This is a genomic window from Klebsiella sp. 141251 (assembly GCF_050600725.1).
In the GTDB taxonomy this organism is placed as follows: domain Bacteria; phylum Pseudomonadota; class Gammaproteobacteria; order Enterobacterales; family Enterobacteriaceae; genus Klebsiella; species Klebsiella aerogenes.
Genome location: NZ_JAQIRG010000004.1, coordinates 85,417 through 106,365, shown reverse-complemented (window position 1 = coordinate 106,365; position 20,949 = coordinate 85,417). Strand labels below are relative to the sequence as shown.

The window sequence follows — 20,949 nt, the reverse complement described above, 5'->3', positions numbered from 1 at the left end:
AAAGCCATTGGCGTTCCTGTTTTACCGGCGATGATTTTATAACTCACTGACGTGGCTATAAATATAATATTATGAATATTATTATGTCGCGCTATGCATTATTCATCCGCGCCAGTCAGAGTTTGTGTTCTATTTCGATATTGCCCACCAATAAATTTCAGCGCGTTCATAGGCGTAATCCTGTACATATTTATTTGAATAAGCTAAGGCTGGAAATAAATATACATATCTATTAAACTGACCAGGTAATTCTTGTTTTATTTTTTCGATTTGGGATTTTTGATCTTTATGTCTTTTATGTTACAAAAACTGAATAATATTCGCTCACTGCGTGCTATGGCGCGTGAATTCTCCACTGACGTGCTTGAAGAGATGCTGGAAAAACTCAGGATCGTCACTGAAGAAAAACGTGAAGAGCAGCAGAAGACGCAACAGCAGCAGGCGGAATATCAGGAAAAAATTAATACCTGGCTGGAATTAATGGTTGCTGACGGTATTTCACCTGATGAATTAGCGCTGCATGAAATGGCCCCGGCGAAAAGCAGTAAAAAACGTCAGCCGCGCCCGGCTAAATATCGTTATACCGATCATACCGGCGCAGAAAAAACCTGGACTGGCCAGGGCCGTATGCCCAAGCCGATCGCTTTGGCCGTCGCGCAGGGGCAATCACTTGAGAGCTTCCTGATCTAAACAGAGATTGTTTAAACGGTGGGGAAACCCACCGTTTTGCTTAGCAAACGCCGAAATCGCCTTCTTCGGTATAAGGCGTAACATCAACCGCTTTCAGAGTAAATTTCTCACCCTGCTCGTTACTCGCCTGAACAACGATCAGGCTATCGCCATTCACTTCCACTACCTTCAATTTTGGCCCGCCGACGCGCGGTTGTACCAGATCGCCTGTTGTAAACATGGTGTCTCTCCTGAGCATTGGTAACAACTAAGAACCTAAACGATAGCTCAACGATGCTGACGGATTCAACGATCGTGCTGCTTTTTGTTAAAACAATTTATGGGTAGATGTATTATCTTTGTTAATGGTTTTTGTGGCGCTGCGGTGAGTGAAACTGAGACTGCTGGCGCAGAATGATTCAAAACAGAACATGGTCAGATAAGCGAATATGAAGTATATCATTTTACTTATTATTATAATTGCTGTGCTCTACGTCCATTATCGCGGAAAAGTTCGCTATCGTTTCTGGCGTCAGCTTTCCGACCATTCAACTTTTACCGCTCCTCTTAACGGGTTTATGTACCTCTTTTCGCGTGTGCCGAATACCCCGTTTCTGCGTCCGGAGACGTTTCCGGAACTTGCGATATTACAAAAGAACTGGCTGGTTATTCGTGAAGAGGGGATTAATCTGCAGCGTCTGGAGCAAATAAAAGCGGCGGAAAAATATAATGATGCCGGATTTAACTCATTTTTTAAAACCGGTTGGAAACGGTTTTACCTGAAATGGTATGAAGACGCGCATCCCTCCGCAAGCCAGCTATGTCCAAAAACGACTGAACTGCTGCGCGGCATTCCTTCGGTTAAAGCGGCAATGTTCGCCACGTTACCTGATGGTAGCCGTTTGCCTCGCCACCGTGACCCTTATGCCGGGTCGCTGCGTTTTCATCTTGGGCTGGCGACGCCGAATGACGATCGCTGTTTTATTGAAGTGGACGGCGAACGCTATAGCTGGCGCGATGGCGAAGGCGTGCTATTTGACGAAACCTATATTCACTATGCGGAAAATACCAGCGGTGAGAACCGGCTGATTCTGTTTTGCGATATCGAACGGCCCATGCGTTACCGCTGGGCGCAGAAGGTGAACCACTGGCTGGGGCGAAATTTAATGAGCGCCGCCGCCGCGCCGAACGATATCGGCGACCGTACCGGCGGGATTAACCGCAGCTTCCGCTACATTTATCAAATCCGCATTGTCGGCAAGCGTTTGAAAAAATGGAATAAAACGGTTTACTACATCGTCAAATGGCTACTTTTCGGCGGCATTGCGCTACTCATCTGGCAGGCGTTTTAACGTCGGTTCCACGGCATGACCGCCAGCAGGCGCGCCATGCCGCAGAAACCGGTGAGGCCAGCGAAAGTGAGCCCCGCGCCAACGAAACCGCTCAGCAAGAAAAAGCCGCTGTTGACGGCGTATCCCAGCACTACTCCCAGCAAAATCAGCGCGCCGGCGGCGATTTGCACCTGGCGCATTAGCGGCAGCGGCTGGGATTTATCTTCGACTATCGGCAATCCCGCCGCCCGCCATGCCTGAATACCGCCAGCCAGTAGCTTAACTTGCGCGGGCGCGGCGGCGGCGGCCAGAAGGCTGGCGTTATTTTGCGTGCGCGAGCCGGCCTGGCAGTGAAAAATGATTGTTTCTCCCGGCTGCGCATTGAGCGCCGCGCCGTGAGTCAGTTGCTCTAATGGCAGCAGCGTCGCCGCTGGAATATGCTCACGAGCGTATTCGTCGGCAGCGCGGATATCAATCAGCCGTGCGCCCTGGGCGATAAGCGCCTGGGCTTCGTTGGCTGTAACGGTGGCGATAGTCATAAGGACTCCTTACGGGCAGTAAATGGTTTTCAGCGTGGCGATAACCTGCTGAACGGCGGGATGGGTAATGAAATAGCGCAGGCGCTGGGCGTCGCGTTCGCTGTCGATAAGCCCCTCATCGCGCATCCGCGCGAGATGCTGAGAGGTGGCGGAAGGGCTCAGGCCGGTGATTTGCGCCAGGTCTCCCGCGGTTGTTCGCGGGGCTTCGCAGAGCATGCACAGAATCAGTAGCCGGTGGGGATTACTCATCGCTTTCAGCAGGACAGCGGCTTCCCCGGCGCTGGCCTGCAGTTGTTGTGCTGTGGTCATTTTATTTTAGTCTTTTCTAAATTTAGATTATTCTAAAATAAAAGCTGACCCTTTACCAGCCCGCAGAAGCAGCGGATCTCACGCCAGCTGAGCGGCCCTGGCAATATGCTGGCGGGCGTGGGCGATACCTGCATCACGGCCGTGCGGGCGAATATCCATCCCTTCGGCGTAGATAAATTCGACGTCGCTAATCCCCATCAATCCCAGCACCGCGCGCAGGTAAGGGGTGACCGCATCGCTGGGTTGCCCGTCATGGACGCCGCCGCGCGAACTAATAACCACCGCACGCACGCCTTCAACCAACCCCTGCGGCCAGGTCTCGGTATAGCGGAAGGTTTCCCGCGCTCGCGCCACCAGATCGAACCAGTTTTTGAGATCGGTTGGCACGTTGAGGTTATACATCGGCGCGCCGATCACCAGCAGATCGCTGGCCTTTAACTCGCCGATGAGTGAATCAGAGAGGGCAACCCCTTGCTGAATCGCCGGACGCGAGTCTTGCGCGCCGCGCAGCGCGGCAAACAGCGCGCCGTCGAGTTTCGGCAAGGCGAGGGTGGTCAGATCGTGTTCGACGACCGAATCCTGATGACCGGCCTCGCGGCGGGTCTGCATATATTCATCTATTAGCTGGTTGGTTAGCGACGCCGGGCCGTTGATGCTGGATTTTAAAATCAATACGTTACTCATGACGGACTCCTTATAAAGTTGATGGTCCGCAGGGTAACACTGTCTATTTTTCTCCAGTAGTGACATTATTTTTTATCATTGTATCCACTCAGGAACCAATCAATGCGCAGTGATTTAAATGCGATCCCGGTATTTGTCGCCGTCGTCGAGTGCGGCAACTTTGCGCAAGCCGCCGAGAAGCTGAGCGTGACGCGCTCCGCCGTCGGCAAGACCATTTCCCGGCTGGAGCAGCGGCTTGGCGTCGCGCTGTTTCAGCGCACCACGCGTCGGCAGGCGTTGACCGAAGAAGGCGAGGTCTTTTATCTGCAATCCCGCCGGGCGCTGGATAACCTGCGGGATGCGGAAAATGAAATTCAGCGCGGGAAAACCCAGGTGCAAGGGCGGCTGCGAATCAGCCTGCCGGTGCTGTTTGGCCAGCGCTGCGTGGCGCCGATCTTGTTTCCTCTTAGCCAACGTTATCCTGAGCTTAAGCTCGAGCTGTCGTTTAGCGACCGCCAGGTTAATCTGTTTGAAGAAGGGTTCGATATGGCGATACGTATCGGCGCGTTGAGCGACTCCAGCTTTCTTAAGGCCCGGCGTTTAGGCCAGCACGGCATGATTCTTTGCGCATCGCCGTTATATCTACGACATCGGCCAGCGCCGCAGACGCCGGAAGAACTGCACGAGCATCTTACTATTGGCTATCTCTACGCCGGGCAGATGCAGAAATGGCATTTGCGCGATGCGCAGGGAGCGGTGCTCGCGTTTCGCCCTCAGCCCGGACTGGCAATGGATGATTTCGCCGCCATCGCCGCGGCGGCAAAAAGCGGGCTGGGAATCGCCTGGCTGCCGGATTGGCTGGTGGCCGACGAACTAGCGCGGGGAGAACTCCAGCAAATATTGCCGTCGTCGGTCAGCGGCAGCTTTGCGATCAGCGCCGTCTGGCCGGAAGCGGCATGGGTGCCGCAGAAAATTCGCGTAGTGGTAGATGAACTGCTGGCGCGGCTGCCGCAGCAGTTAGCCGGTGGTAAAAACCAGGAGGATTCTTCAGCGTCAGGTTAATCCGGGCTTAAGGTATTCTGGCGATAATGACAGCATGATGACTGTGACGAGAACTCGCCATGAACCTGTTAGAAACGTTTAACCAGAGCGCCTTCCTCGCGCTGAATGCCGGGCCTGGTACGCCGGACAGCCTATTGCTGCTGGCGCGATTCTCCGCCAGCTGGATTATCCTTTTAGTCCCGGCGATATTGCTGGGATTATGGTTCCTTGGCGGTCGGCAGGGGCATCGACAGGCGCTGTTTTGCGCCATGACGATTTTGATAGCGTTAGGGCTGGGGTTTGCCTGTGGAACGCTGTGGTTCCATCCGCGGCCGTTTATGATGCCGCTGGGCCATACCTGGATAAGCCACCCGGCGGATAACTCTTTCCCAAGCGATCACGGCACCGTAATGTTCAGCGCCGCCTTCGCGCTGCTGTCATTACGCCTGCGCGGCATGGGGCTGCTGGTGCTGGCGGCGGCGCTACCGGTAGCGTGGGCGCGTATTTTTCTCGGCGTCCATTTCCCGCTGGATATGCTGGGCGCGGCGCTGATTTCAGCACTGGGCCTCTGCGTGGCAAAAGTGGTGTGGCAACGGCTGGGGCAGACGCTGGTGGCGCTGTGCGAAGCGCTGAGTCGCCGTCTCTTCTCCTGGCTGCCGGCGCGCTTTACGCCGTAGTCACTTCCTTTGTACGCGCGCGGCCCGTCGATACAGCGTGCTGCGCGCGACGCCTAACGCCTGCGCCGCTTTACTCACATTGCCGTTAAAGCGGGCCAGCGTATCGGCAATCAGCTTTGCGTCATGTTGTTGAAGCCCGCCTGGAGCGCTGGTTTGCTGCGCGCTTTGATACTCCTCGGGCAGCGCCGCGACGCCCAGGCATTCGCCATCGTCCGCCAGCGCCAACAGGACTTTGAGCAGGCTTTGCAACTGACGCACGTTACCCGGCCAACGACATAATGTCAGTTGATGAATCAGCGCATCGGAGAGCGTGATATGGCGTTCTGCCGCGCCAAGCGAGCGCCACAGCGCAGGAATAAAATGTTTGAGTTCAGGCCATTGGCGTAGCGGCGGGATGGTAAAAGCGTATTCGCGCAGGCGGTAGAGCAGGTCCTCGCGAAACGCGCCTTCGGCGACGCGCTGCGCGAGATGACGGTGGGTGGCGCAAATCAAGGCGAAGTTCACCGGCGCGCTGCGATTCCCACCCAGCGGCATGACCTCTTTTTCCTGTAGTACCCGCAGCAGTCGGGTTTGCAGAGCCAGCGGCATATCGCCGATTTCATCGAGGAACAGCACTCCGCCATCGGCTTCGCGAATTTTGCCGATATAGCCGTTTTTATTCGCGCCGGTAAAGGCCCCCGCCTGATAACCGAAAAGCTCCGATTCAATCAGCGATTCGGGGATGGCCGCGCAGTTGATGGCGACGAATTTACCGCTGCGCCAGCGGCTATGCGCATGCAGCTCACGGCTGAGGAACTCTTTACCGCAGCCGGTTTCCCCTTCGATACACAATGCGATACCGGCGTTGAGTAAGCGGACCATTTTCTCGCCTTCGCCGGACGCGCAAAACGGCAGGTTGAGCGCTGGTTGCGCGGGGACGGCGACGCTGGCGCGGGTTGGCGCGCGCAGACGGTAGTAGTAGCCACGTTGCTGGAAGGTCATCGGCAGCGGCACGCTAACCGCCGTTTGCGTCAGGCGGGGGAACAACTGCTGGAAGGTCATTTGCCCTATCTGTCCGGCCTGCAGGCCCAGTTCGCGGATGGCCAGCCGATTGGCCGCGGTCAGCAGGTTATCGGAGAAGACCAGCAGCAGCTCTTCAGCGCTATCGAGCTTCTGCACCCGCGAGTGCAGGCTCATTAACCACTGCTGCGGATGCAGGCTCTGTTTCACCCACAGATATTCAATCTGTTTGGCGGCCTCTTTAATCCACGCCAGAGAGTGGGGATGCGGGATATGCGCCGGACCGGAAATATCCAGCGCCCCGGCAATCTGGCCATCGGGGCTTTGTAGGGGTACCGCCGCGCAGTACAAATCCTGATTACGGGTTAAATAGTGTTGACGGCCTTCGACTTCGCAGCTGTCGTCAATCGCCAGCGCGGTACCGATAGCGTTGGTACCGCGACCGCTTTCGCTCCAGATATTGCCAGGCTCCAGCGCGAAGCTTTGCGCTTTTTTCATTGCCGCGCTATTGCCGAAGGTTTGGAGCACCAGCCCGCTGGCATCGGAAAGAATCACTACCGATTGCAGCCCGGCGGCACGTTGCGCCAGCGGCGTCGCCACCGGTTGCGCCAGCCGCTGTAGGCTGCGGTTGCTTTCCAGCACGTCGGCCAGTTCGCCGCCGCGCAGGCGCGGAAACTCGTCGCTCGTTGGCTGCAGGCCGTAGCGCTGGCTGCGTTGCCAGGAGTCGCTCAGCAGCGTGCTGGACTGCGCCTCGGGGGTGATAGTGAACGGATTTCCTTGCACGGCGCACCTCGTGGTCGGCTGGGTTGTGTTGCAATATTGTAGCTATTTGGTTTTATTGGTGTTGCGATTCGCAACACAGAAGCGGGATCCTGTGCGACAAAGAGGACGCGAATTGGCAAGGGGATATATTTAATTATTTGAAAATTATTAAGTTTATTAGGAGTGCATAAAGTTGGCATAACCCCTGCTACAGGAGAAAGCGTGCAGCGGACAATAGCAAAAAACACCACGCCGCTGCGCCTTAACCCTACAGAAGGAGATTGCTATGCGTTATGTTCATCCTGGCAAACCGGGCGCTTTGGTTTCATTCAAATCGGCCTACGGCAACTTCATAGACGGTAAATTCGTCGAGCCGTTAAGCGGCGAATATTTCATGAATACTTCTCCCGTCGATGGGAGCAACATTGCGCAGTTTCCTCGCTCCGACGCCAAAGATATTGATTTTGCCCTTGATGCGGCACACCGGGCGGCGGACGCCTGGGGGCGAACCTCGGTACAGCAGCGTTCCCATCTTCTGCTGCAGGTTGCCGACCGCATTCAGGAGAATCTGGAGTATCTGGCGGTTGCGGAGAGCTGGGATAACGGTAAACCGATCCGCGAAACCCTGAACGCCGACCTGCCGCTGGCGGTCGATCATTTCCGTTATTTCGCCGGTTGTCTGCGCGCGCAGGAAGGTAGTACCGCCGAAATTGATGACACCACCGTGGCTTATCATTTCCACGAACCGTTGGGCGTGGTCGGGCAAATTATTCCGTGGAACTTCCCGCTGCTGATGGCGGCATGGAAACTGGCGCCCGCGCTGGCGGCAGGCAACTGCGTGGTTTTAAAACCGGCGGAGCAGACGCCGCTAAGTATTACTTTGCTGATGGAAATCATCGGCGATCTGTTCCCGGCTGGGGTCTTGAACGTGGTACAGGGCTTTGGCAAAGAGGCCGGCGAAGCGCTAGCCACCAGCAAGCGGATCGCCAAAATTGCCTTTACCGGTTCGACGCCGGTGGGCCGTCATATTATGGCCTGCGCGGCGGAGAATATTATTCCCTGTACCGTTGAGCTGGGCGGCAAATCGCCGAATATCTATTTCGCCGACGTAATGGATGGTGAGGAGGAGTTCATCGAGAAGGCGGTGGAAGGGCTGGTACTGGGCTTCTTCAATCAGGGGGAAGTTTGTACCTGTCCATCGCGCGCGTTGATCCACGAATCGATCTACGAGCCGTTTATGGAGCGGGTAATGGCGAAAGTGATGCAGATCCGTCGCGGCGATCCGTTTGATACCGAAACGATGATCGGCGCTCAGGCATCACGCCAGCAGTTCGATAAGATCCTGTCGTATATCAAGATCGCTCGTGATGAAGGCGGGCAGATCCTCACCGGCGGCGATCGCGCGAGCATTACCGCCGAGCTGGATAGCGGCTTCTATATTCAGCCGACGCTGATTAAAGGGCACAACGAGATGCGCAGCTTCCAGGAGGAGATCTTTGGCCCGGTCATCGGCGTGACCACCTTTAAGGACGAGGCTGAGGCGCTGGCGATTGCTAACCAGACGCAGTTTGGTTTAGGGGCCGGGGTATGGACGCGGGATACCAACCTGGCGTACCGCATGGGGCGCGGCATCAAGGCCGGACGAGTGTGGACTAACTGCTATCACGTTTACCCGGCGCATGCCGCGTTTGGCGGCTATAAGCAGTCCGGCGTCGGGCGGGAAACCCACAAGATGGCGCTGGAAGCCTATCAACAGACCAAAAACCTGCTGGTGAGCTACGGCACCGCGCCGTTGGGGCTATTCTGATTCATTTATAACGGCTGACCCGGGGGCGACGTAAGCGCCTTCCCCGGGCTACCTATGGCACTGGGCCACCCATTGCACTGGATCTGTAGGCCCGCGCAAGCGCAGCGCCGCCGGGCAATATCCGCGGATAAGGCGCCGCTTTTGCGCCGGATGGCGGCTTCGCCTTATCCGGCCTACGGTCTGTGCGGCCTGCCTTTAATTTATTCACCATGCTGGCTGAAACTGCCGGTGTTGGTGGCCTCAAAATCGCTGAGACGTTCCCGGAAGGCCGGGGCAGCCCGCATGGATGCGGGCTGAGGGCCGTGACTTGCAGGGACGCAGCCTCGGCCCGACCCGGAGCCTGCAGGGATAAGTCGAAGGTACCACGAAGTGGCGATTTTGGCGGCCAGAGCCCGGGAGTACAGAGGGCGGCGGCGACTGGCCGCCCTCTGTGCGCTCCCTGCACCATGAGAGCCATAACGCAGAAGAAATATCGGGAGCGCAATGTGCTCTGAATTAACACAAAGCACATGTTTTCCGTACACAAAACCGTTGCAAACCGATAACAGTAGCACCGGGCGGCGCCCGGTCTCATCTTATTGTTTGCGCTTTCCAGCAGCGGACCTGCGCGCCATTCGCTTGCGCCTCCAGCGGCTGAGGCCGTTCGCAGCCCTGGCTGGCGTGAGGACAGCGTTCCCGAAAGTAGCAGCCCGTCGGCAGCCGGCGGTTGCCCGGTAGTTCGGTATTGCGCACGCCTTCGCCTAACGGTGAGCCGATGCGCGGTACCGACTCCATCAATAGCCGGGTATAAGGATGCGCAGGATTATCCAGCACCTGCCGCGCCTCGCCCATTTCAACGATTTGCCCGAGATACATCACCGCCACCCGATCGCTCATATGACGTATCACCGAGACGTTGTGCGAAATCAGCACGTAGGTGAGATTCTGCCGCTGCTGCAGTTCGACCAGCAGATTAAGGATCTGCGCCTGCACCGAGATGTCCAGCGCCGAAGTCGGCTCATCGAGCACGATAATCTCCGGCTGCGACGAGAGCGCGCGGGCGATGGCGATACGCTGGCGCTGGCCGCCGGAAAAAGCGTGCGGCAGCCGATCGAGATATTCGCTACGGATCCCCACCTGTAGCGCCAGCTGCTCGGCGAGATCGCGACGCGCCTTTTCAGGCATGCGCGACTGGATCCACACCGGTTCGGTGATGGTGCGCCAGACCGGTAGCCGCGGATCCAGCGACGAGAGCGGATCCTGGAACACCATCTGCATGCGTCCACTCTGGTTTTCGCCGCGCGCCGACGTGCGGGTGAAGTGGCCGGAAGAGGGCTTTAGCATGCCCATCAGCAGCTTCGCCAGGGTGCTTTTCCCACAGCCGGATTCGCCCACGATCCCTAAGGTTTCGCCGCGTCTGGCCGTCATATCCAGCCCATTTAACGCATAGACGCGTTCGATGACTTTCCCGCGCCAGTTTTTCTGCGCGGCGAACGTCAGGTGCACATCATTGAGGGTTAATAGCGTCTCAGACATGGGCATTCTCCCGTTGCGGATACCAGCAGGCAGCCTGTCTGTCGGCGGCGTTATCATGAGCCTGCAGCGTAGGGGTAATACCGCAGGCTTCACCCGCGGCGAAGCAGCGTTCGCGGAAGGCGCAGCCGGCGGGAAGACGCGCCAGATTCGGTACGGTGCCGGGGATAGAACGTAGCGGCGCGCGCGGTTCGCCATTATCGGGGGCGCTGTTTAACAGACCGATAGAGTAGGGATGCTGGGGATGTTGCAGCACCTCTGCGGTTTTACCGCTTTCAATGACCGCGCCGGCGTACATGACGTACAGCCGATCGCACACCTGAGAAACCACCGCCATATCGTGGCTGATAAACAGCACCGCCGTGCCGGTCGCCTGGGCCTTTTGCTTCAGCAGGCGCAACACCTGACGCTGCACGGTGACGTCCAGCGCGGTGGTCGGTTCGTCGGCAATCAGCAGGTCGGGCTCGCAAGAAAAGGCGATAGCGATCATCACCCGCTGGCGCATGCCGCCGGAGAGTTCGAAAGGATAGCGCTTGAGCACGCTTTGCGGGTCGGCGATTTGCATATCCGCCAGCAGCTCGACGGCGCGGGCGCGCGCCTCACGCAGCGACATGGGACGGTGCTGGCGGATGACGTCTACCATCTGCTTACCGATGCGTCGGGTGGGGTTAAGCGCGGTCATCGGCTCCTGAAAAATCATCGCGACCTTGCTGCCGCGAATATCGCGTAGCGTTTTTTCCGTCAGGGTGAGCATATCGTGGCCCATCAGGGTGATAGCGCCGCTATGAATATGATAGCTGCCGGCGGAGAGCAGACGCATCGCCAGCATCGCGGTCACCGATTTACCGGAACCCGACTCGCCCACCACGCCGACGATTTCGCCGCGATCGATGTGCAGCGAGATATTATTCAGCACGTTGACCTGGCCCTGATAGACCGGGAAACTCAGGCGAACGTTATCGATAGTTAAGACCCTATTTTCCATTAGTTGCGCCCTCTGGCCTTGGGATCCAGCAGATCCTGGATGCCATCGCCAAACAGGTTAAAGCCGACGGCGGTGATCAGGATCGCCGCCCCGGGGAAGGCGCAGTACCACCACTGATCGAGCACGTAGTTGCGACCGTTAGCGACCATCGCGCCCCATTCCGCGGTAGGCTGCTGGGCGCCGAGGCCAATAAAACCGAGCGTGGCGGCCATCAGGATCGCGCTGCCGATATCCAGCGAGGCCTGCACCACCAGCGGCGGCAGGGCGTTACGCAGAATATGCCAGCTGATCAGATGCCAGCGCGAGGCGCCAAACGTCACCGAGGCCTCGACGAAAGTATGCTGACGCACGACCAGCGTCTGGCCGCGGGCCAGTCGCACGTAAAATGGAATACGCACGATGGCGATCGCCAGCATCGCGTTGAACAGGCTCGGGCCTAACGCCGCCGCCAGCGCCATGGTCAGCACCAGCGACGGAATCGACAGCATAATGTCCATCAAGCGCATAATTAGCGCGTCGCTGCGCCCGCCCAATACCCCGGATAGGCAGCCCAGCAGCGAACCGCTGATCCCGGCGATCAATACCACCGCCAGCCCGGCGGCCACCGACTGCTGGCTGCCGATCAGCACGCGGCTGAACAGATCGCGGCCAACCTCGTCGGTACCAAACCAGTGAGCGAACGACGGCGCCTGCAGACGCGCGGCAAGATTAATGGCGTTAGGATCGTGCGGCGTCAGCCACGGCGAGAAGATCATTAAAAACAGCATAACCAGCATGATCGCCGCGCCAATCAGCGTTAGCGGGCTCTGGCGGATCAACCACCAACGACGCTTCCAGTGGCCGCTTTTTTCAGCCTTTGGCCGTGGAAGCGGTTGTTCCTGAGTCATCATCACTTAGCTTTCTCCCCGACCCATGCGCGGGTCGATCCATAAATAGAGCAGGTCGACTACCAGGTTGACCAGTACGTAAGCAAAGGAGACCACGATGGCGAAGCCCATCACGGCGGGGAAATCGAGCGCCTGAATCGAAGACACCACGTAGGCGCCCATCCCCGGCCAGGCGAACACCGTCTCCGTGAGCACCGCGCCGTACAGCAGATCGCCCAGCGCCAGCCCGAGCACGGTGATAGAGGGGATCAGCGCGTTGGGTAGCGCATAGCGCACCACAATGGTGAATTTCGGCAGGCCGCTGGCCAGCGCGGTACGAATGTAGTCCTCATTGAGCTGCTCGAGCATCGCCGAGCGGATCTGCCGGGCGACGATGCCAAGATGAACGAAGGCAAGGGTGGCCGCCGGTAAAATGAGGTGCTGCAGGGCATTGAAGAAGACCTCGACATTGCCTTCCAGCAGTGAATCCAGCAGATAAAAACCGCTGACGCGGGTGGGCGGATCGAACCAGTCATCGAGCCTGCCGCTGCCGGGCAGCCAGTCGAGCTTGCCGTAAAACAAGACGATTACTCCGAGACCGAGCCAGAATGCCGGAGTCGAGATGCCGGTCAGCGCCATCAGGCGCACCAGGTGATCGGTCCAGCGATTGCGGTATACCGCCGACAGCACGCCGAGCGGGATGCCAACCAGCAGGGCAATCAGCAGCGCGCAAAAGGCCAGCTCCAGCGTCGCCGGGAAGAAGGTTTTTAAATCTTCCAGTACCGGGCGGCCGGTGCGAATCGAGGTGCCGAGATCGCCGTGGAGCAGGGCGTCAACGTAGCGGGCAAATTGCTGCCAGAGCGGTAAATCCAGCCCCAGCTGCTGGCGAATATGGCGGACGATTTCATCGCTGGCGCGATCGCCCGCCAGCAGCCGCGCCGGGTCGCCGGGAATCAGGTGCGAAATAATAAACGTAATCACGCAGACGCCGGCGACGACTAATATCAGCCCCCAACAGCGCTGTCGTATTAAACCCCAGAAACTCATGATGACGCTCCTCGGCCGGGCCTGTGACGGCCCGACCAGACAAGATGGAGAGACGGCCCGCTACTTGTGCATGTCGGCGATATTGTAAATCTGCTCAAGCATCGGGTTGAAAACGAAGCCTTTCACCTCTTTGTTCATGGCGACCTGATAGTTTTTCTGGAACAGATAGACGTAGGCGGCGTCATCAATGACGGTCTTTTGCGCCTGCTGATAACCTTTGGTTCGCGCCGCCTGATCGGTGGTGGCGACCGCCTGTTTCAACAACGCATCAACCTGCGGGTTGTCGTAGAACGCACGGTTTCCCGGCAGCCCTTTTTTGTCCGACTCGAACCAGTAGTTCATAAACATATAGGGGTCGGCGAAGTCCGGGCTCCAGTTACCGATAGCGATGTCGTAATCACCTTTACCCACGCGCTCGCGCATGGTGGCGTTGGCCAGTTTCTCCAGCTTGACCTGGATACCCAGCGCCTGCAGATTGGCCTGGGTGGAGAGCGCAATCGGCTCCCAGTTCGGATCGTTATCGGAGTAGAGGAACGTCAGCGTTTTCGGCTTATCCGCCACCTTATCCAGCGCCGCTTTGGCTTTGTCGAGATCTAATGAATACTGCATGGCGCTGGCGTCGTAGCCCCACATGCCATCGGGGATCGGCCCGCGCATCTGCTTACCGTTACCGCCGAGAATGCCGTCGACCATGCCTTTATAGTCTGTTGCCCACGACACCGCGCGGCGCAGATCCGCCTGGTTCATCGGCGCTTTGCTGTTGTTGAGATACAGATAGGTGACGCGCAGCGCCGGGTAGTCGTAGACCGCCACCTTGTCCTCTTTCTTCAACGCCGCAAACTGATCGACCGGCAGCGCGTCGGCGATATCCAGGTCGCCCTTGGTCAACTGCAGACGACGGGCGGCGCTTTCGCCGATGATTTTCACCGTGACGCGCTTAAAGGCCGGCTTATTGCCGCTGAAGTGCGGGTTGGGCACCAGCACCAACTGTTGGCCTTTCTGCCAGCGCTGCAGGCTATACGCGCCGGAGCCCGCGGTGTGCTCGGCCAGATAGGCGCGGGCGTCATCGGCGGCGTTGGCTTTCAGCACCGCCGGGTTAATGATGGAGGCGCCGTCATTGGCGAGGGTATGCAGGAACGGCGCGAAAGATTCCGGCAGCGTGAAACGAACGGTGGCCGGATCGACGACATCTACCTTCAGCCCGCTGGGAAACGCCTCCGATGGCCCCTGTTTAATACGCATCAGGCGTTCAAAAGAGAGTTTGACCGCCTCTGCCGTCACCGGCGAGCCGTCGTCAAACTGCGCGCCTTTGCGCAGGGCGAAGGTCCAGGTTTTGCCGTCGTCGGAGGCCTGCCAGTTTTCGGCGAGATCCCCTTCGACATCGGTGGAACCTTTACCATTATCGGTTTTGTATTTGACCAGCCGCTGATAGGCCGGGTAGGTCACCGTCCAGTCATTGTTATCGATGGTGACGGCCGGGTCGAGCGTTTGCGGGTCAGCGGCTTTGCCGATCACCAGCATATCTTTCGGCACCGCGGCAAAGGCGGAAGGGATGGCGGCGCAGAGCGCGGCGGCTAACAGTAACGGGCGAAAACCTAAGGATGCTGGGCGAGTCATGTTCATGGTGAAACTCCGTCAATCTGAGCGGGGGAGAAACAGGCGAAAACATCGTCGAGTAGCGGATAACCGGCCGCGCCCGGTAGTTCGAAGTGCCACCATTCCGTGGTAATGCCTTTAAAGCCGCCGCCGAACATAATGGCGTTCAGCAACAGGCGATTACGCTGCGCCTCCTGCGCCACCGCCGGGTGGTAGGGATGCGAGCGATCGTCCATTTCGTCAAAGGCGGTGCCCATGTCGAGTAGGTTGTTGTGGTCATCGAGTAGCGTTACATCGATGGCGGTGCCGCGGCTGTGGTTGGAACCGATATCGGCCGGCACGACGTAATCCTGGTTCGGGCAGGCATTCCATAGCAGCTGCTGGGCGCGCTGTGGACGATAGGCGTCAAGCACCAGCAGGCGATAGCCCGCAAGCGCAGCGATGGCGATGGATTTCTCCAGCGCGACGGCCGCATCGGGGTGCAGCAGGCAGCGGGCTTCGCGATAAATCGGTTGGCCGGTAATGTTATCGGCGGTGGCGTATTTCAGGTCGACAGGCAGCGTGGGAAAACGCGCGGCGATATCCACCAGGGAAAGATGGCTCATCGAAAATTTCCTTAACGTTCAAACTGACCAAATTCCTGCTGCAGCGCGCGGTTCGCGGCAAGGCGGTTGGAGAGGCTCGGCCCCAGCCGTTCCACCACCGCGGAGAGCAGCAGATTAAAAAGACAACCGATCGGCGCCAGCGAATCCCAGAAGTGGCCGGTATCGGTTTTCACCTGTAGTAAATCAACCGGATAGTCGCGCGCCCACGGGCACCAGATATCGGTGACCAGCGCGGTGGCAACTCCGCGTTCGCAGGCGACCCGGCAAAACTGGCGCGCGGCGACGGAGTAAGCGCGGGTATCGGTCAGCACCACATAGGGGTGCTGGTATTCAGAATTCAATGATTCCAGCCAGCTACCAGAGCTGCCGTCGGCGTAGGTCACGCGCGGGCGCAGGTATTCCAGATGGCTGAAGAACGTGTTGGCGATGCCGCGAGTCGACTGAATGCCAATGATGATAACCGCGTCGGCCTCGGCGATGCGTTGACTGACGCGGGCGAAGGTCGGTTCCTGCGCCAGTTGGTAGACATAGCGAATGGCATCCAGCTCCATCTGCAACGACAGGCTGGCGCGATCCGGCTGCGTCTGCTGCTGTGACCAGGAGTCAAGCCGGTCAATCACTCCCCACTGGCGATAGGGCGTTGATGCGGGCTCTTTCAGGCTGTGCTTCACGTCATCGAGATTGCGATAGCCCAGCTTGCGCAGATAGCGGCCTACGGTTATCCCGCTGGTGCCGGTGGCCTGCGCAATGCTGTCGGCGGTCTCAAACGGGATATGCTCCCGATGGCTTAACAGCCAACTGCCAATACGTTTTTCGCTCGGCGTGAGCTGGCTGAAAGTGGATTCAATAATGTGAAACAAGCCGTTGCTATCGTTCATCTCTGCCCTTAATGATAGTTCGCTCTCATTTAACAGAATTCTGATACTCAATTAACAAAGCACGATGTGTGCCAGCTATTGCGGGAAATAGTATTTCCAGCAATATCGCTAATCTATTGGGAGGTGAGCGGATCCTGAGCGTAGGGTTTGGTTATTCATTGCACAAATCAGGTGCAATGAATCCTGGTTGTGCATCACAAAAATAAAACATATTGTTAACAACGTGGTTGTGGGCCGGAGCGGTAGAGAGATAATTTTGCTTGCCGTCAGCGACAGACAGAGTGATAACCAAAAAACTGATGATTAAAAAAGGATCATAAAATGAAAGTGAAGGCGGTGCTTGCCCTGACGCTATCCCTGGCCGCACTGGCGGGCCATGCGCGCGACATGCAGTCGATTCAACAAAGCGGCGAGTTAAAAGTCGGCGTACCGGGGGACTACGCGCCGTTGGCGTTTCATAACGGCGCTGGCGAACTTATCGGCTACGACGTCGATATGGCGCACGATCTGGGTAAAACGCTGGGGGTGAAGGTGACGTTTATCATCACCAGTTGGCCAACGTTATCGACTGATTTAAAAGCCGATAAGTTTGATATCGCCATGGGCGGCGTAACGGAGACGGCGGCACGGGCGAAAGATTTCTCCCTGAGCCATCCGGTGGTGGCCAATGGCAAAATCGCCCTCGCTAACTGCAGCGCCGCGCCAGCGCTCGGCAGCCTTGAAAAAATCGACCAGCCGAATGTGAAGGTGATTGTGAACCCCGGCGGCACTAACCAAAGTTTCGTTGATGAGCACATCAAGCATGCGCAGATCATTCGCGTGCAGAACAATGTCGATAATCTGCAGGCGCTACGGCAAAAAACGGCCGATATGATGGTGACCGACCTGATTGAAGGGGAGTATTACCAGAGCAAGGAGCCCGGCGTGTTCTGCGTAGCGAATGAGACGCCGTTTCCCGGTACCGCCAGCTATAAGGTCTATATGATGAATAAGGATAATCCGGCGCTGCTTGAGAAAGTGAACCACTGGCTGGACAGCCAGGACAAAAATGTGCTCAAGCGGAAGTGGAAAATTCAGGGGTAATTCATGATTCGCGCTGCCGCCAGAGCATCAGATTCTGGCGGCGCAGTGGATTAGCTTTTCTGTCGCGCCTGATAGCGGAAGTAGCAGTAGTAGCCAATCGAGGCGGTCAGGCAAAGCATGTAGCCGAACGACTCGCTACCCTCTTCAACGGTGTTTTTCACCACCCGCGCGTAGTTCTCATCAAGTACGGCGTACCATAAGCCATGCATTCCGAACAGCCGTGAGAAGACCAGAATCGCCAGCAGGCCGCTTATCATCATGCCGTAGTATGGCGTGCGGGTGTATTGCGCCAGTTGCGACAGCGTTTGACGAGAGTGGCGCAGTGGAACGATTAGCGCGGCTATCGTCGTTGCCAGCGCGAACCATACCCAGCTACCGTGAGAAATAAGGTCAAAAAGCGCGTCCAGTTCGCGGATCAGCATCGCCAGGAAGAAGCCGCCAACGAGGATATTACAGTAGCGCAGGAGCTCATATTTTTTCGCCAGCAGGAAGTGAATCAGCACGATTATCGCCAGCACGCCCTCCTGCACTATTTCGGTAAGCGAAACCTCCGGGATATCGTTGCCAAATACCCGGATATCCACCCACAAACAAAGTACCGCGATGGCGGAAGCCACCGCCGCGCCGAGAAAGAAAAGTAAGCTTCTGATGACAGACATTAACACCACTATTTATGTTCAAAACAGCAATGATAAGTATCATGAATGCTACTTCCTGTTCACTTTGTGCGACATCGCGGCGTGTTTTAAACCTTTTGAGCTATTTAGCGCTAAATAGCGCAACTGCAGGTGAGAAAGGGGAGCTTTGCTCCCCCCAGACTGCTGACAAAGAAGGAAAAAGCGTGTTTTTTCCTTCTTTGTGGTTATCAGCCGAAAACCAATAAATTGATTTTCCTTGTTATTTGTCTCTTGCAATCTGTAAGTCCAACGGTTGCATGAGGTTTGTCATCAATCTCAGGGGAGCTTTCTCCCCCTGCTTAGCGGGTAATTCAGACAATATCATCGACCACGCCGCCATCGACCCGCAGCGCGGCGCCGGAGGTGGCAGAAGCCTGCGGCGAACAGACGTAGACCACCATATTGGCCACCTCGTCCACCGAGGCCGCACGCTGAATAACGGAAGCGGGGCGCTGCGCCATAACAAACTCTTTCGCCAGTTGTTCCAGCGGCTTACCGGTGCGGGCGACTTCCTCTTTCATCATTTCGGCAAAACCGTCTGAGAGGGTCGGGCCGGGTAGCACGCTGTTTACGGTGACGCCGCTGCCGGCGACGTATTTCGCCAGCCCGCGGGCCAGCGACAGCTGCGCGGTTTTGGTCACGCCGTAGTGGATCATGTCGGCGGGAATATTGCGTGCCGATTCGGAGGAGATAAAGACCACCCGTCCCCAGCCTTTACGCACCATGGCGGGCAACAGCGCGCGTGACAGGCGAACGCCGGACATCACGTTGGTTTGCCAGTAGTTTTCCCAGGTGGCGTCATCGGTGGCGTAAAAATCCTGCGGGCCGTAAATACCGGCGTTATTCACCAGGATATCGACTTCATTCACCGCCTGCAGCAGTTGACTAACCCCGGCGGCGTCACTGAGATCGGCCACTGCGGGATAGGGCCTGAATCCCGGCACCTCCTGTTGCAGCCGCGCCATCGCCGCATTAACGCTATGTTCGCTGCGGCCGTTGATAATCACTTCCGCGCCGCTGGCCGCCAGCCCCTTCGCAATGGCGTAACCAATACCGGCCGTGGACGCCGTCACCAGCGCGACTTTCCCCGATAAATCAATATTCATGGTTGAGCCTTTTTTATGGAATGGAGTAGTAAGCGTAGCAGGTGGGAATTGGGGGGCTTTACCACATCAACAAATTCGATAGCGATATCGAAATTATCCGTTAGAGCACAGGATTAAATTACTCTAATAATACTAGCAGTACTAACAAGATAAGAACATTTATCCGATGTTAATGCGGGAAATAACCTCACGTTTTTCCTGATGAGTGCGCTTGCGGGATAGCTTAAACAGATAAACATTCCTTTGGTATAACCGTGCGTCTGAGCCTGTGTACCGGCATCCGGAGTCAATGATAAAAGTAAAAATAAGCATACGGAGATTTTAAATGTTTATCCGACCACTGAAATTAACTCAGCACGTCGATGTACAGGGCCCAGAAAATGTGACGACAGTGATTCTTCTTCACTCGTTAGGAACGGATATGCATCTTTGGGATCTGCAAATGCCGCGATTAACCGAGCGTTATCGAGTAGTCCGCCTGGATATTCGCGGACATGGACTCAGTGCCGTCGACGCGTTGCCTTTTTCAATGGAAGATCTTGCCGATGATGTTATTGCTGTCGTCGATCATCTGAACATCAATAAGTTCTATGTCGTCGGTGTTTCAATTGGCGGCACGATAGCACAATGGATTGGCTTCAAATTACCGCAACGCGTACAGGGAATGGTGATTATTGATACTTCGCTGGTGAATGCCGCTCCGCCCTCGCTATGGCGCGCAAGGGCGGAGGATGTTTTCCAGCATGGTCTTGAGCACCTTGAGAGAGGAATTATCAGTAATTGGGTCACGCCGCAATTTATCGACTCGCCTGAGGCTGACGGTCTGAGGAAAATGCTGCGCAATACAACGGTCGAAGCTTTCTCCGGGTGTTCTTTAGCTATTGCCGATACTGATTTGACTAATATGGATATCCATGGGGTTAGTGCGGTTATAGTCAGGGGAGCGGAAGATAAGCTGACTCCGCAAGACTACGCGCAACGTCTGGCGAAAAAGCGTAATGCCGAATTACATGTTATCCCCGGCGCTTCACATTTACCTAATTTAGAAAAACCGGATGCGCTTACCGATGAGATCATTACATTTATTGAGAAAACGCAAACACATTAATAGATCAATGCCGCGATAAGGGGCCAATCAGCGCGGCTAATGAGCAAATGCAGCGACAGGCGTTAATTTCTGTCGCCAGAATGGAGTAAATGATATGAATCGTCGGTTATTTATTGGCGGCTGCCTGGGATTATGTGCGGGCGCCGTCGCGTTGCCTGCCGCGTTAAAATGGCTAGGTTCTGCAGATGATACTATTGAGATGGAGTTGGATAGTGGCATCGTCACGATAAAGTTATTTTCTGATATTGCCCCTAATCATGTGGCGCGGATTAAGACACTCGTACAGTCTAAATTTTATGATGGTATGCCTTTTTCCAGGGTTATTGATGGGTTTATGGCGCAAACTGGTGAGCCGCTACAAAATACACGGTTTGATCCCCGCGTAATGCCAAAACTGGCTGCGGAGATTAATCATTTGCCGTTTGAACGCGGCACTATTGGCATGGCCAGATCGCGAAATCCGCACAGTGCTTGCCATCAATTTTTTATCACCTCAACCCGCGCTCGATATTTAGATCAAAACTATACCGTCTTTGGTCAGGTTACCAAAGGAATGGAATGGGTGGATAAACTCCGCCGTGGTGATGCCGAGTTGGGCACGGTGGTTAATCCGGATGTGATTAAACGCATGCGTCTGGTGACTACCCATACCGTGTAGTTCCACGTTGCTAAAATACCTGTTGCAGGAG

Annotated in this window: 22 protein-coding genes; 8 read left to right on the top strand and 14 right to left on the bottom strand. The window is 56.5% G+C overall.

Annotated elements, in window-relative coordinates; all coding sequences use genetic code 11:
* The first annotated feature begins 288 nt into the window (after positions 1-288).
* Positions 289-690 carry a DNA-binding protein StpA gene (stpA, locus tag PGR09_RS10835; RefSeq protein ID WP_045395232.1) on the top strand — a complete coding sequence of 134 codons (402 nt, stop codon included), beginning with the start codon at positions 289-291 and terminating at the stop codon, positions 688-690.
* 40 nt (positions 691-730) lie between these two features.
* Here stpA and PGR09_RS10830 read toward each other — a convergent pair whose 3' ends face one another.
* Positions 731-910, bottom strand: a complete 180-nt coding sequence (locus tag PGR09_RS10830; RefSeq protein WP_045395194.1) for a hypothetical protein — start codon at positions 908-910, stop codon at positions 731-733.
* Between the two features lie 208 nt (positions 911-1,118).
* Here PGR09_RS10830 and lpxO point away from each other — a divergent pair, with 208 nt between their 5' ends.
* A complete protein-coding gene (lpxO, locus tag PGR09_RS10825) occupies positions 1,119-2,021 on the top strand; it encodes a lipid A hydroxylase LpxO (RefSeq protein WP_045395192.1) in 903 nt (300 codons plus the stop codon).
* On the opposite strand, the gene PGR09_RS10820 is transcribed toward lpxO, so the two are convergent.
* The 3 genes from PGR09_RS10820 to PGR09_RS10810 all read right to left on the bottom strand — a co-directional run bounded on the left by PGR09_RS10820 (position 2,018) and on the right by PGR09_RS10810 (position 3,532).
* Positions 2,018-2,539 (bottom strand): rhodanese family protein, encoded by a 522-nt coding sequence (locus tag PGR09_RS10820; protein WP_063447421.1) that lies wholly within the window; start codon positions 2,537-2,539, stop codon positions 2,018-2,020. The two genes, lpxO and PGR09_RS10820, sit on opposite strands and share 4 nt — an antisense overlap.
* A 9-nt stretch (positions 2,540-2,548) precedes the next feature.
* Positions 2,549-2,848, bottom strand: a complete 300-nt coding sequence (locus tag PGR09_RS10815) for an ArsR/SmtB family transcription factor (protein ID WP_047044355.1) — start codon at positions 2,846-2,848, stop codon at positions 2,549-2,551.
* 78 nt (positions 2,849-2,926) lie between these two features.
* On the bottom strand, positions 2,927-3,532 hold the full coding sequence (locus PGR09_RS10810) for an FMN-dependent NADH-azoreductase (RefSeq protein WP_045395187.1): 606 nt from the start codon (positions 3,530-3,532) through the stop codon (positions 2,927-2,929).
* A gap of 102 nt (positions 3,533-3,634) precedes the next feature.
* Between PGR09_RS10810 and PGR09_RS10805 the strand changes: the two genes are divergently transcribed.
* Together PGR09_RS10805 and PGR09_RS10800 are read left to right on the top strand one after the other, a co-directional pair.
* Positions 3,635-4,573, top strand: a complete 939-nt coding sequence (locus PGR09_RS10805; protein ID WP_380377624.1) for a LysR family transcriptional regulator — start codon at positions 3,635-3,637, stop codon at positions 4,571-4,573.
* A 59-nt stretch (positions 4,574-4,632) separates the two neighbouring features.
* Positions 4,633-5,229, top strand: a complete 597-nt coding sequence (locus PGR09_RS10800; RefSeq protein WP_045395183.1) for an undecaprenyl-diphosphatase — start codon at positions 4,633-4,635, stop codon at positions 5,227-5,229.
* On the opposite strand, the gene PGR09_RS10795 is transcribed toward PGR09_RS10800, so the two are convergent.
* Positions 5,230-7,011 carry a sigma-54-dependent Fis family transcriptional regulator gene (locus PGR09_RS10795; RefSeq protein ID WP_430916137.1) on the bottom strand — a complete coding sequence of 594 codons (1,782 nt, stop codon included), beginning with the start codon at positions 7,009-7,011 and terminating at the stop codon, positions 5,230-5,232.
* Positions 7,012-7,276: 265 nt separating this feature from the next.
* Here PGR09_RS10795 and exaC point away from each other — a divergent pair, with 265 nt between their 5' ends.
* A complete protein-coding gene (gene exaC, locus PGR09_RS10790) occupies positions 7,277-8,797 on the top strand; it encodes an acetaldehyde dehydrogenase ExaC (protein WP_045395180.1) in 1,521 nt (506 codons plus the stop codon).
* 570 nt (positions 8,798-9,367) lie between these two features.
* On the opposite strand, the gene PGR09_RS10785 is transcribed toward exaC, so the two are convergent.
* From PGR09_RS10785 to PGR09_RS10755, 7 genes are read right to left on the bottom strand one after another with little or no spacing between them, the layout of a single operon-like run.
* Positions 9,368-10,312, bottom strand: a complete 945-nt coding sequence (locus PGR09_RS10785; RefSeq protein ID WP_430916136.1) for an oligopeptide/dipeptide ABC transporter ATP-binding protein — start codon at positions 10,310-10,312, stop codon at positions 9,368-9,370.
* Positions 10,305-11,294, bottom strand: coding sequence for an ABC transporter ATP-binding protein (locus PGR09_RS10780; RefSeq protein ID WP_047044369.1), 990 nt, complete (start codon positions 11,292-11,294; stop codon positions 10,305-10,307). The genes PGR09_RS10785 and PGR09_RS10780 overlap by 8 nt, the downstream gene beginning before the upstream one ends.
* Positions 11,294-12,187, bottom strand: coding sequence for a D,D-dipeptide ABC transporter permease (gene ddpC, locus PGR09_RS10775; protein ID WP_430916135.1), 894 nt, complete (start codon positions 12,185-12,187; stop codon positions 11,294-11,296). Before ddpC ends, PGR09_RS10780 begins: the two co-directional genes overlap by 1 nt.
* Entirely contained in the window at positions 12,188-13,207 is a 1,020-nt protein-coding gene (locus PGR09_RS10770; protein WP_047044374.1) for an ABC transporter permease, read from the bottom strand.
* 60 nt (positions 13,208-13,267) lie between these two features.
* On the bottom strand, positions 13,268-14,830 hold the full coding sequence (locus PGR09_RS10765; protein ID WP_430916134.1) for an ABC transporter substrate-binding protein: 1,563 nt from the start codon (positions 14,828-14,830) through the stop codon (positions 13,268-13,270).
* Positions 14,827-15,408: a D-alanyl-D-alanine dipeptidase gene (gene ddpX / locus PGR09_RS10760; protein ID WP_045378241.1), complete on the bottom strand. Its 582-nt coding sequence runs from the start codon at positions 15,406-15,408 to the stop codon at positions 14,827-14,829. Before ddpX ends, PGR09_RS10765 begins: the two co-directional genes overlap by 4 nt.
* A gap of 11 nt (positions 15,409-15,419) precedes the next feature.
* Positions 15,420-16,286: a MurR/RpiR family transcriptional regulator gene (locus tag PGR09_RS10755; RefSeq protein WP_430916133.1), complete on the bottom strand. Its 867-nt coding sequence runs from the start codon at positions 16,284-16,286 to the stop codon at positions 15,420-15,422.
* Between the two features lie 321 nt (positions 16,287-16,607).
* Between PGR09_RS10755 and PGR09_RS10750 the strand changes: the two genes are divergently transcribed.
* On the top strand, positions 16,608-17,369 hold the full coding sequence (locus tag PGR09_RS10750) for a transporter substrate-binding domain-containing protein (RefSeq protein ID WP_047044377.1): 762 nt from the start codon (positions 16,608-16,610) through the stop codon (positions 17,367-17,369).
* 50 nt (positions 17,370-17,419) lie between these two features.
* Here PGR09_RS10750 and PGR09_RS10745 read toward each other — a convergent pair whose 3' ends face one another.
* The gene (locus tag PGR09_RS10745; RefSeq protein ID WP_047044380.1) at positions 17,420-18,028 is read right to left on the bottom strand and encodes a hypothetical protein; all 609 of its coding nucleotides are present in this window, start codon (positions 18,026-18,028) and stop codon (positions 17,420-17,422) included.
* A 329-nt stretch (positions 18,029-18,357) separates the two neighbouring features.
* The gene (locus PGR09_RS10740; RefSeq protein ID WP_045395163.1) at positions 18,358-19,152 is read right to left on the bottom strand and encodes an SDR family NAD(P)-dependent oxidoreductase; all 795 of its coding nucleotides are present in this window, start codon (positions 19,150-19,152) and stop codon (positions 18,358-18,360) included.
* A gap of 325 nt (positions 19,153-19,477) precedes the next feature.
* Between PGR09_RS10740 and PGR09_RS10735 the strand changes: the two genes are divergently transcribed.
* Both PGR09_RS10735 and PGR09_RS10730 read left to right on the top strand, forming a co-directional pair.
* Complete coding sequence (locus PGR09_RS10735) at positions 19,478-20,260, top strand: alpha/beta fold hydrolase (RefSeq protein ID WP_380377614.1); 783 nt, start codon at positions 19,478-19,480, stop codon at positions 20,258-20,260.
* Positions 20,261-20,354: 94 nt separating this feature from the next.
* Positions 20,355-20,918, top strand: a complete 564-nt coding sequence (locus PGR09_RS10730) for a peptidylprolyl isomerase (RefSeq protein ID WP_047078456.1) — start codon at positions 20,355-20,357, stop codon at positions 20,916-20,918.
* Positions 20,919-20,949: the final 31 nt, after the last annotated feature.

Bases quoted from the DNA above. Each gene is read 5' to 3' on its own strand.
- stpA (WP_045395232.1), top strand. From the start codon at position 289: ATGTCTTTTATGTTACAAAAACTGAATAATATTCGCTCACTGCGTGCT.
- PGR09_RS10830 (WP_045395194.1), bottom strand. From the start codon at position 910: ATGTTTACAACAGGCGATCTGGTACAACCGCGCGTCGGCGGGCCAAAA.
- lpxO (WP_045395192.1), top strand. From the start codon at position 1,119: ATGAAGTATATCATTTTACTTATTATTATAATTGCTGTGCTCTACGTC.
- PGR09_RS10820 (WP_063447421.1), bottom strand. From the start codon at position 2,539: ATGACTATCGCCACCGTTACAGCCAACGAAGCCCAGGCGCTTATCGCC.
- PGR09_RS10815 (WP_047044355.1), bottom strand. From the start codon at position 2,848: ATGACCACAGCACAACAACTGCAGGCCAGCGCCGGGGAAGCCGCTGTC.
- PGR09_RS10810 (WP_045395187.1), bottom strand. From the start codon at position 3,532: ATGAGTAACGTATTGATTTTAAAATCCAGCATCAACGGCCCGGCGTCG.
- PGR09_RS10805 (WP_380377624.1), top strand. From the start codon at position 3,635: ATGCGCAGTGATTTAAATGCGATCCCGGTATTTGTCGCCGTCGTCGAG.
- PGR09_RS10800 (WP_045395183.1), top strand. From the start codon at position 4,633: ATGAACCTGTTAGAAACGTTTAACCAGAGCGCCTTCCTCGCGCTGAAT.
- exaC (WP_045395180.1), top strand. From the start codon at position 7,277: ATGCGTTATGTTCATCCTGGCAAACCGGGCGCTTTGGTTTCATTCAAA.
- PGR09_RS10785 (WP_430916136.1), bottom strand. From the start codon at position 10,312: ATGTCTGAGACGCTATTAACCCTCAATGATGTGCACCTGACGTTCGCC.
- PGR09_RS10780 (WP_047044369.1), bottom strand. From the start codon at position 11,294: ATGGAAAATAGGGTCTTAACTATCGATAACGTTCGCCTGAGTTTCCCG.
- PGR09_RS10770 (WP_047044374.1), bottom strand. From the start codon at position 13,207: ATGAGTTTCTGGGGTTTAATACGACAGCGCTGTTGGGGGCTGATATTA.
- PGR09_RS10765 (WP_430916134.1), bottom strand. From the start codon at position 14,830: ATGAACATGACTCGCCCAGCATCCTTAGGTTTTCGCCCGTTACTGTTA.
- ddpX (WP_045378241.1), bottom strand. From the start codon at position 15,408: ATGAGCCATCTTTCCCTGGTGGATATCGCCGCGCGTTTTCCCACGCTG.
- PGR09_RS10755 (WP_430916133.1), bottom strand. From the start codon at position 16,286: ATGAACGATAGCAACGGCTTGTTTCACATTATTGAATCCACTTTCAGC.
- PGR09_RS10750 (WP_047044377.1), top strand. From the start codon at position 16,608: ATGAAAGTGAAGGCGGTGCTTGCCCTGACGCTATCCCTGGCCGCACTG.
- PGR09_RS10745 (WP_047044380.1), bottom strand. From the start codon at position 18,028: ATGTCTGTCATCAGAAGCTTACTTTTCTTTCTCGGCGCGGCGGTGGCT.
- PGR09_RS10740 (WP_045395163.1), bottom strand. From the start codon at position 19,152: ATGAATATTGATTTATCGGGGAAAGTCGCGCTGGTGACGGCGTCCACG.
- PGR09_RS10735 (WP_380377614.1), top strand. From the start codon at position 19,478: ATGTTTATCCGACCACTGAAATTAACTCAGCACGTCGATGTACAGGGC.
- PGR09_RS10730 (WP_047078456.1), top strand. From the start codon at position 20,355: ATGAATCGTCGGTTATTTATTGGCGGCTGCCTGGGATTATGTGCGGGC.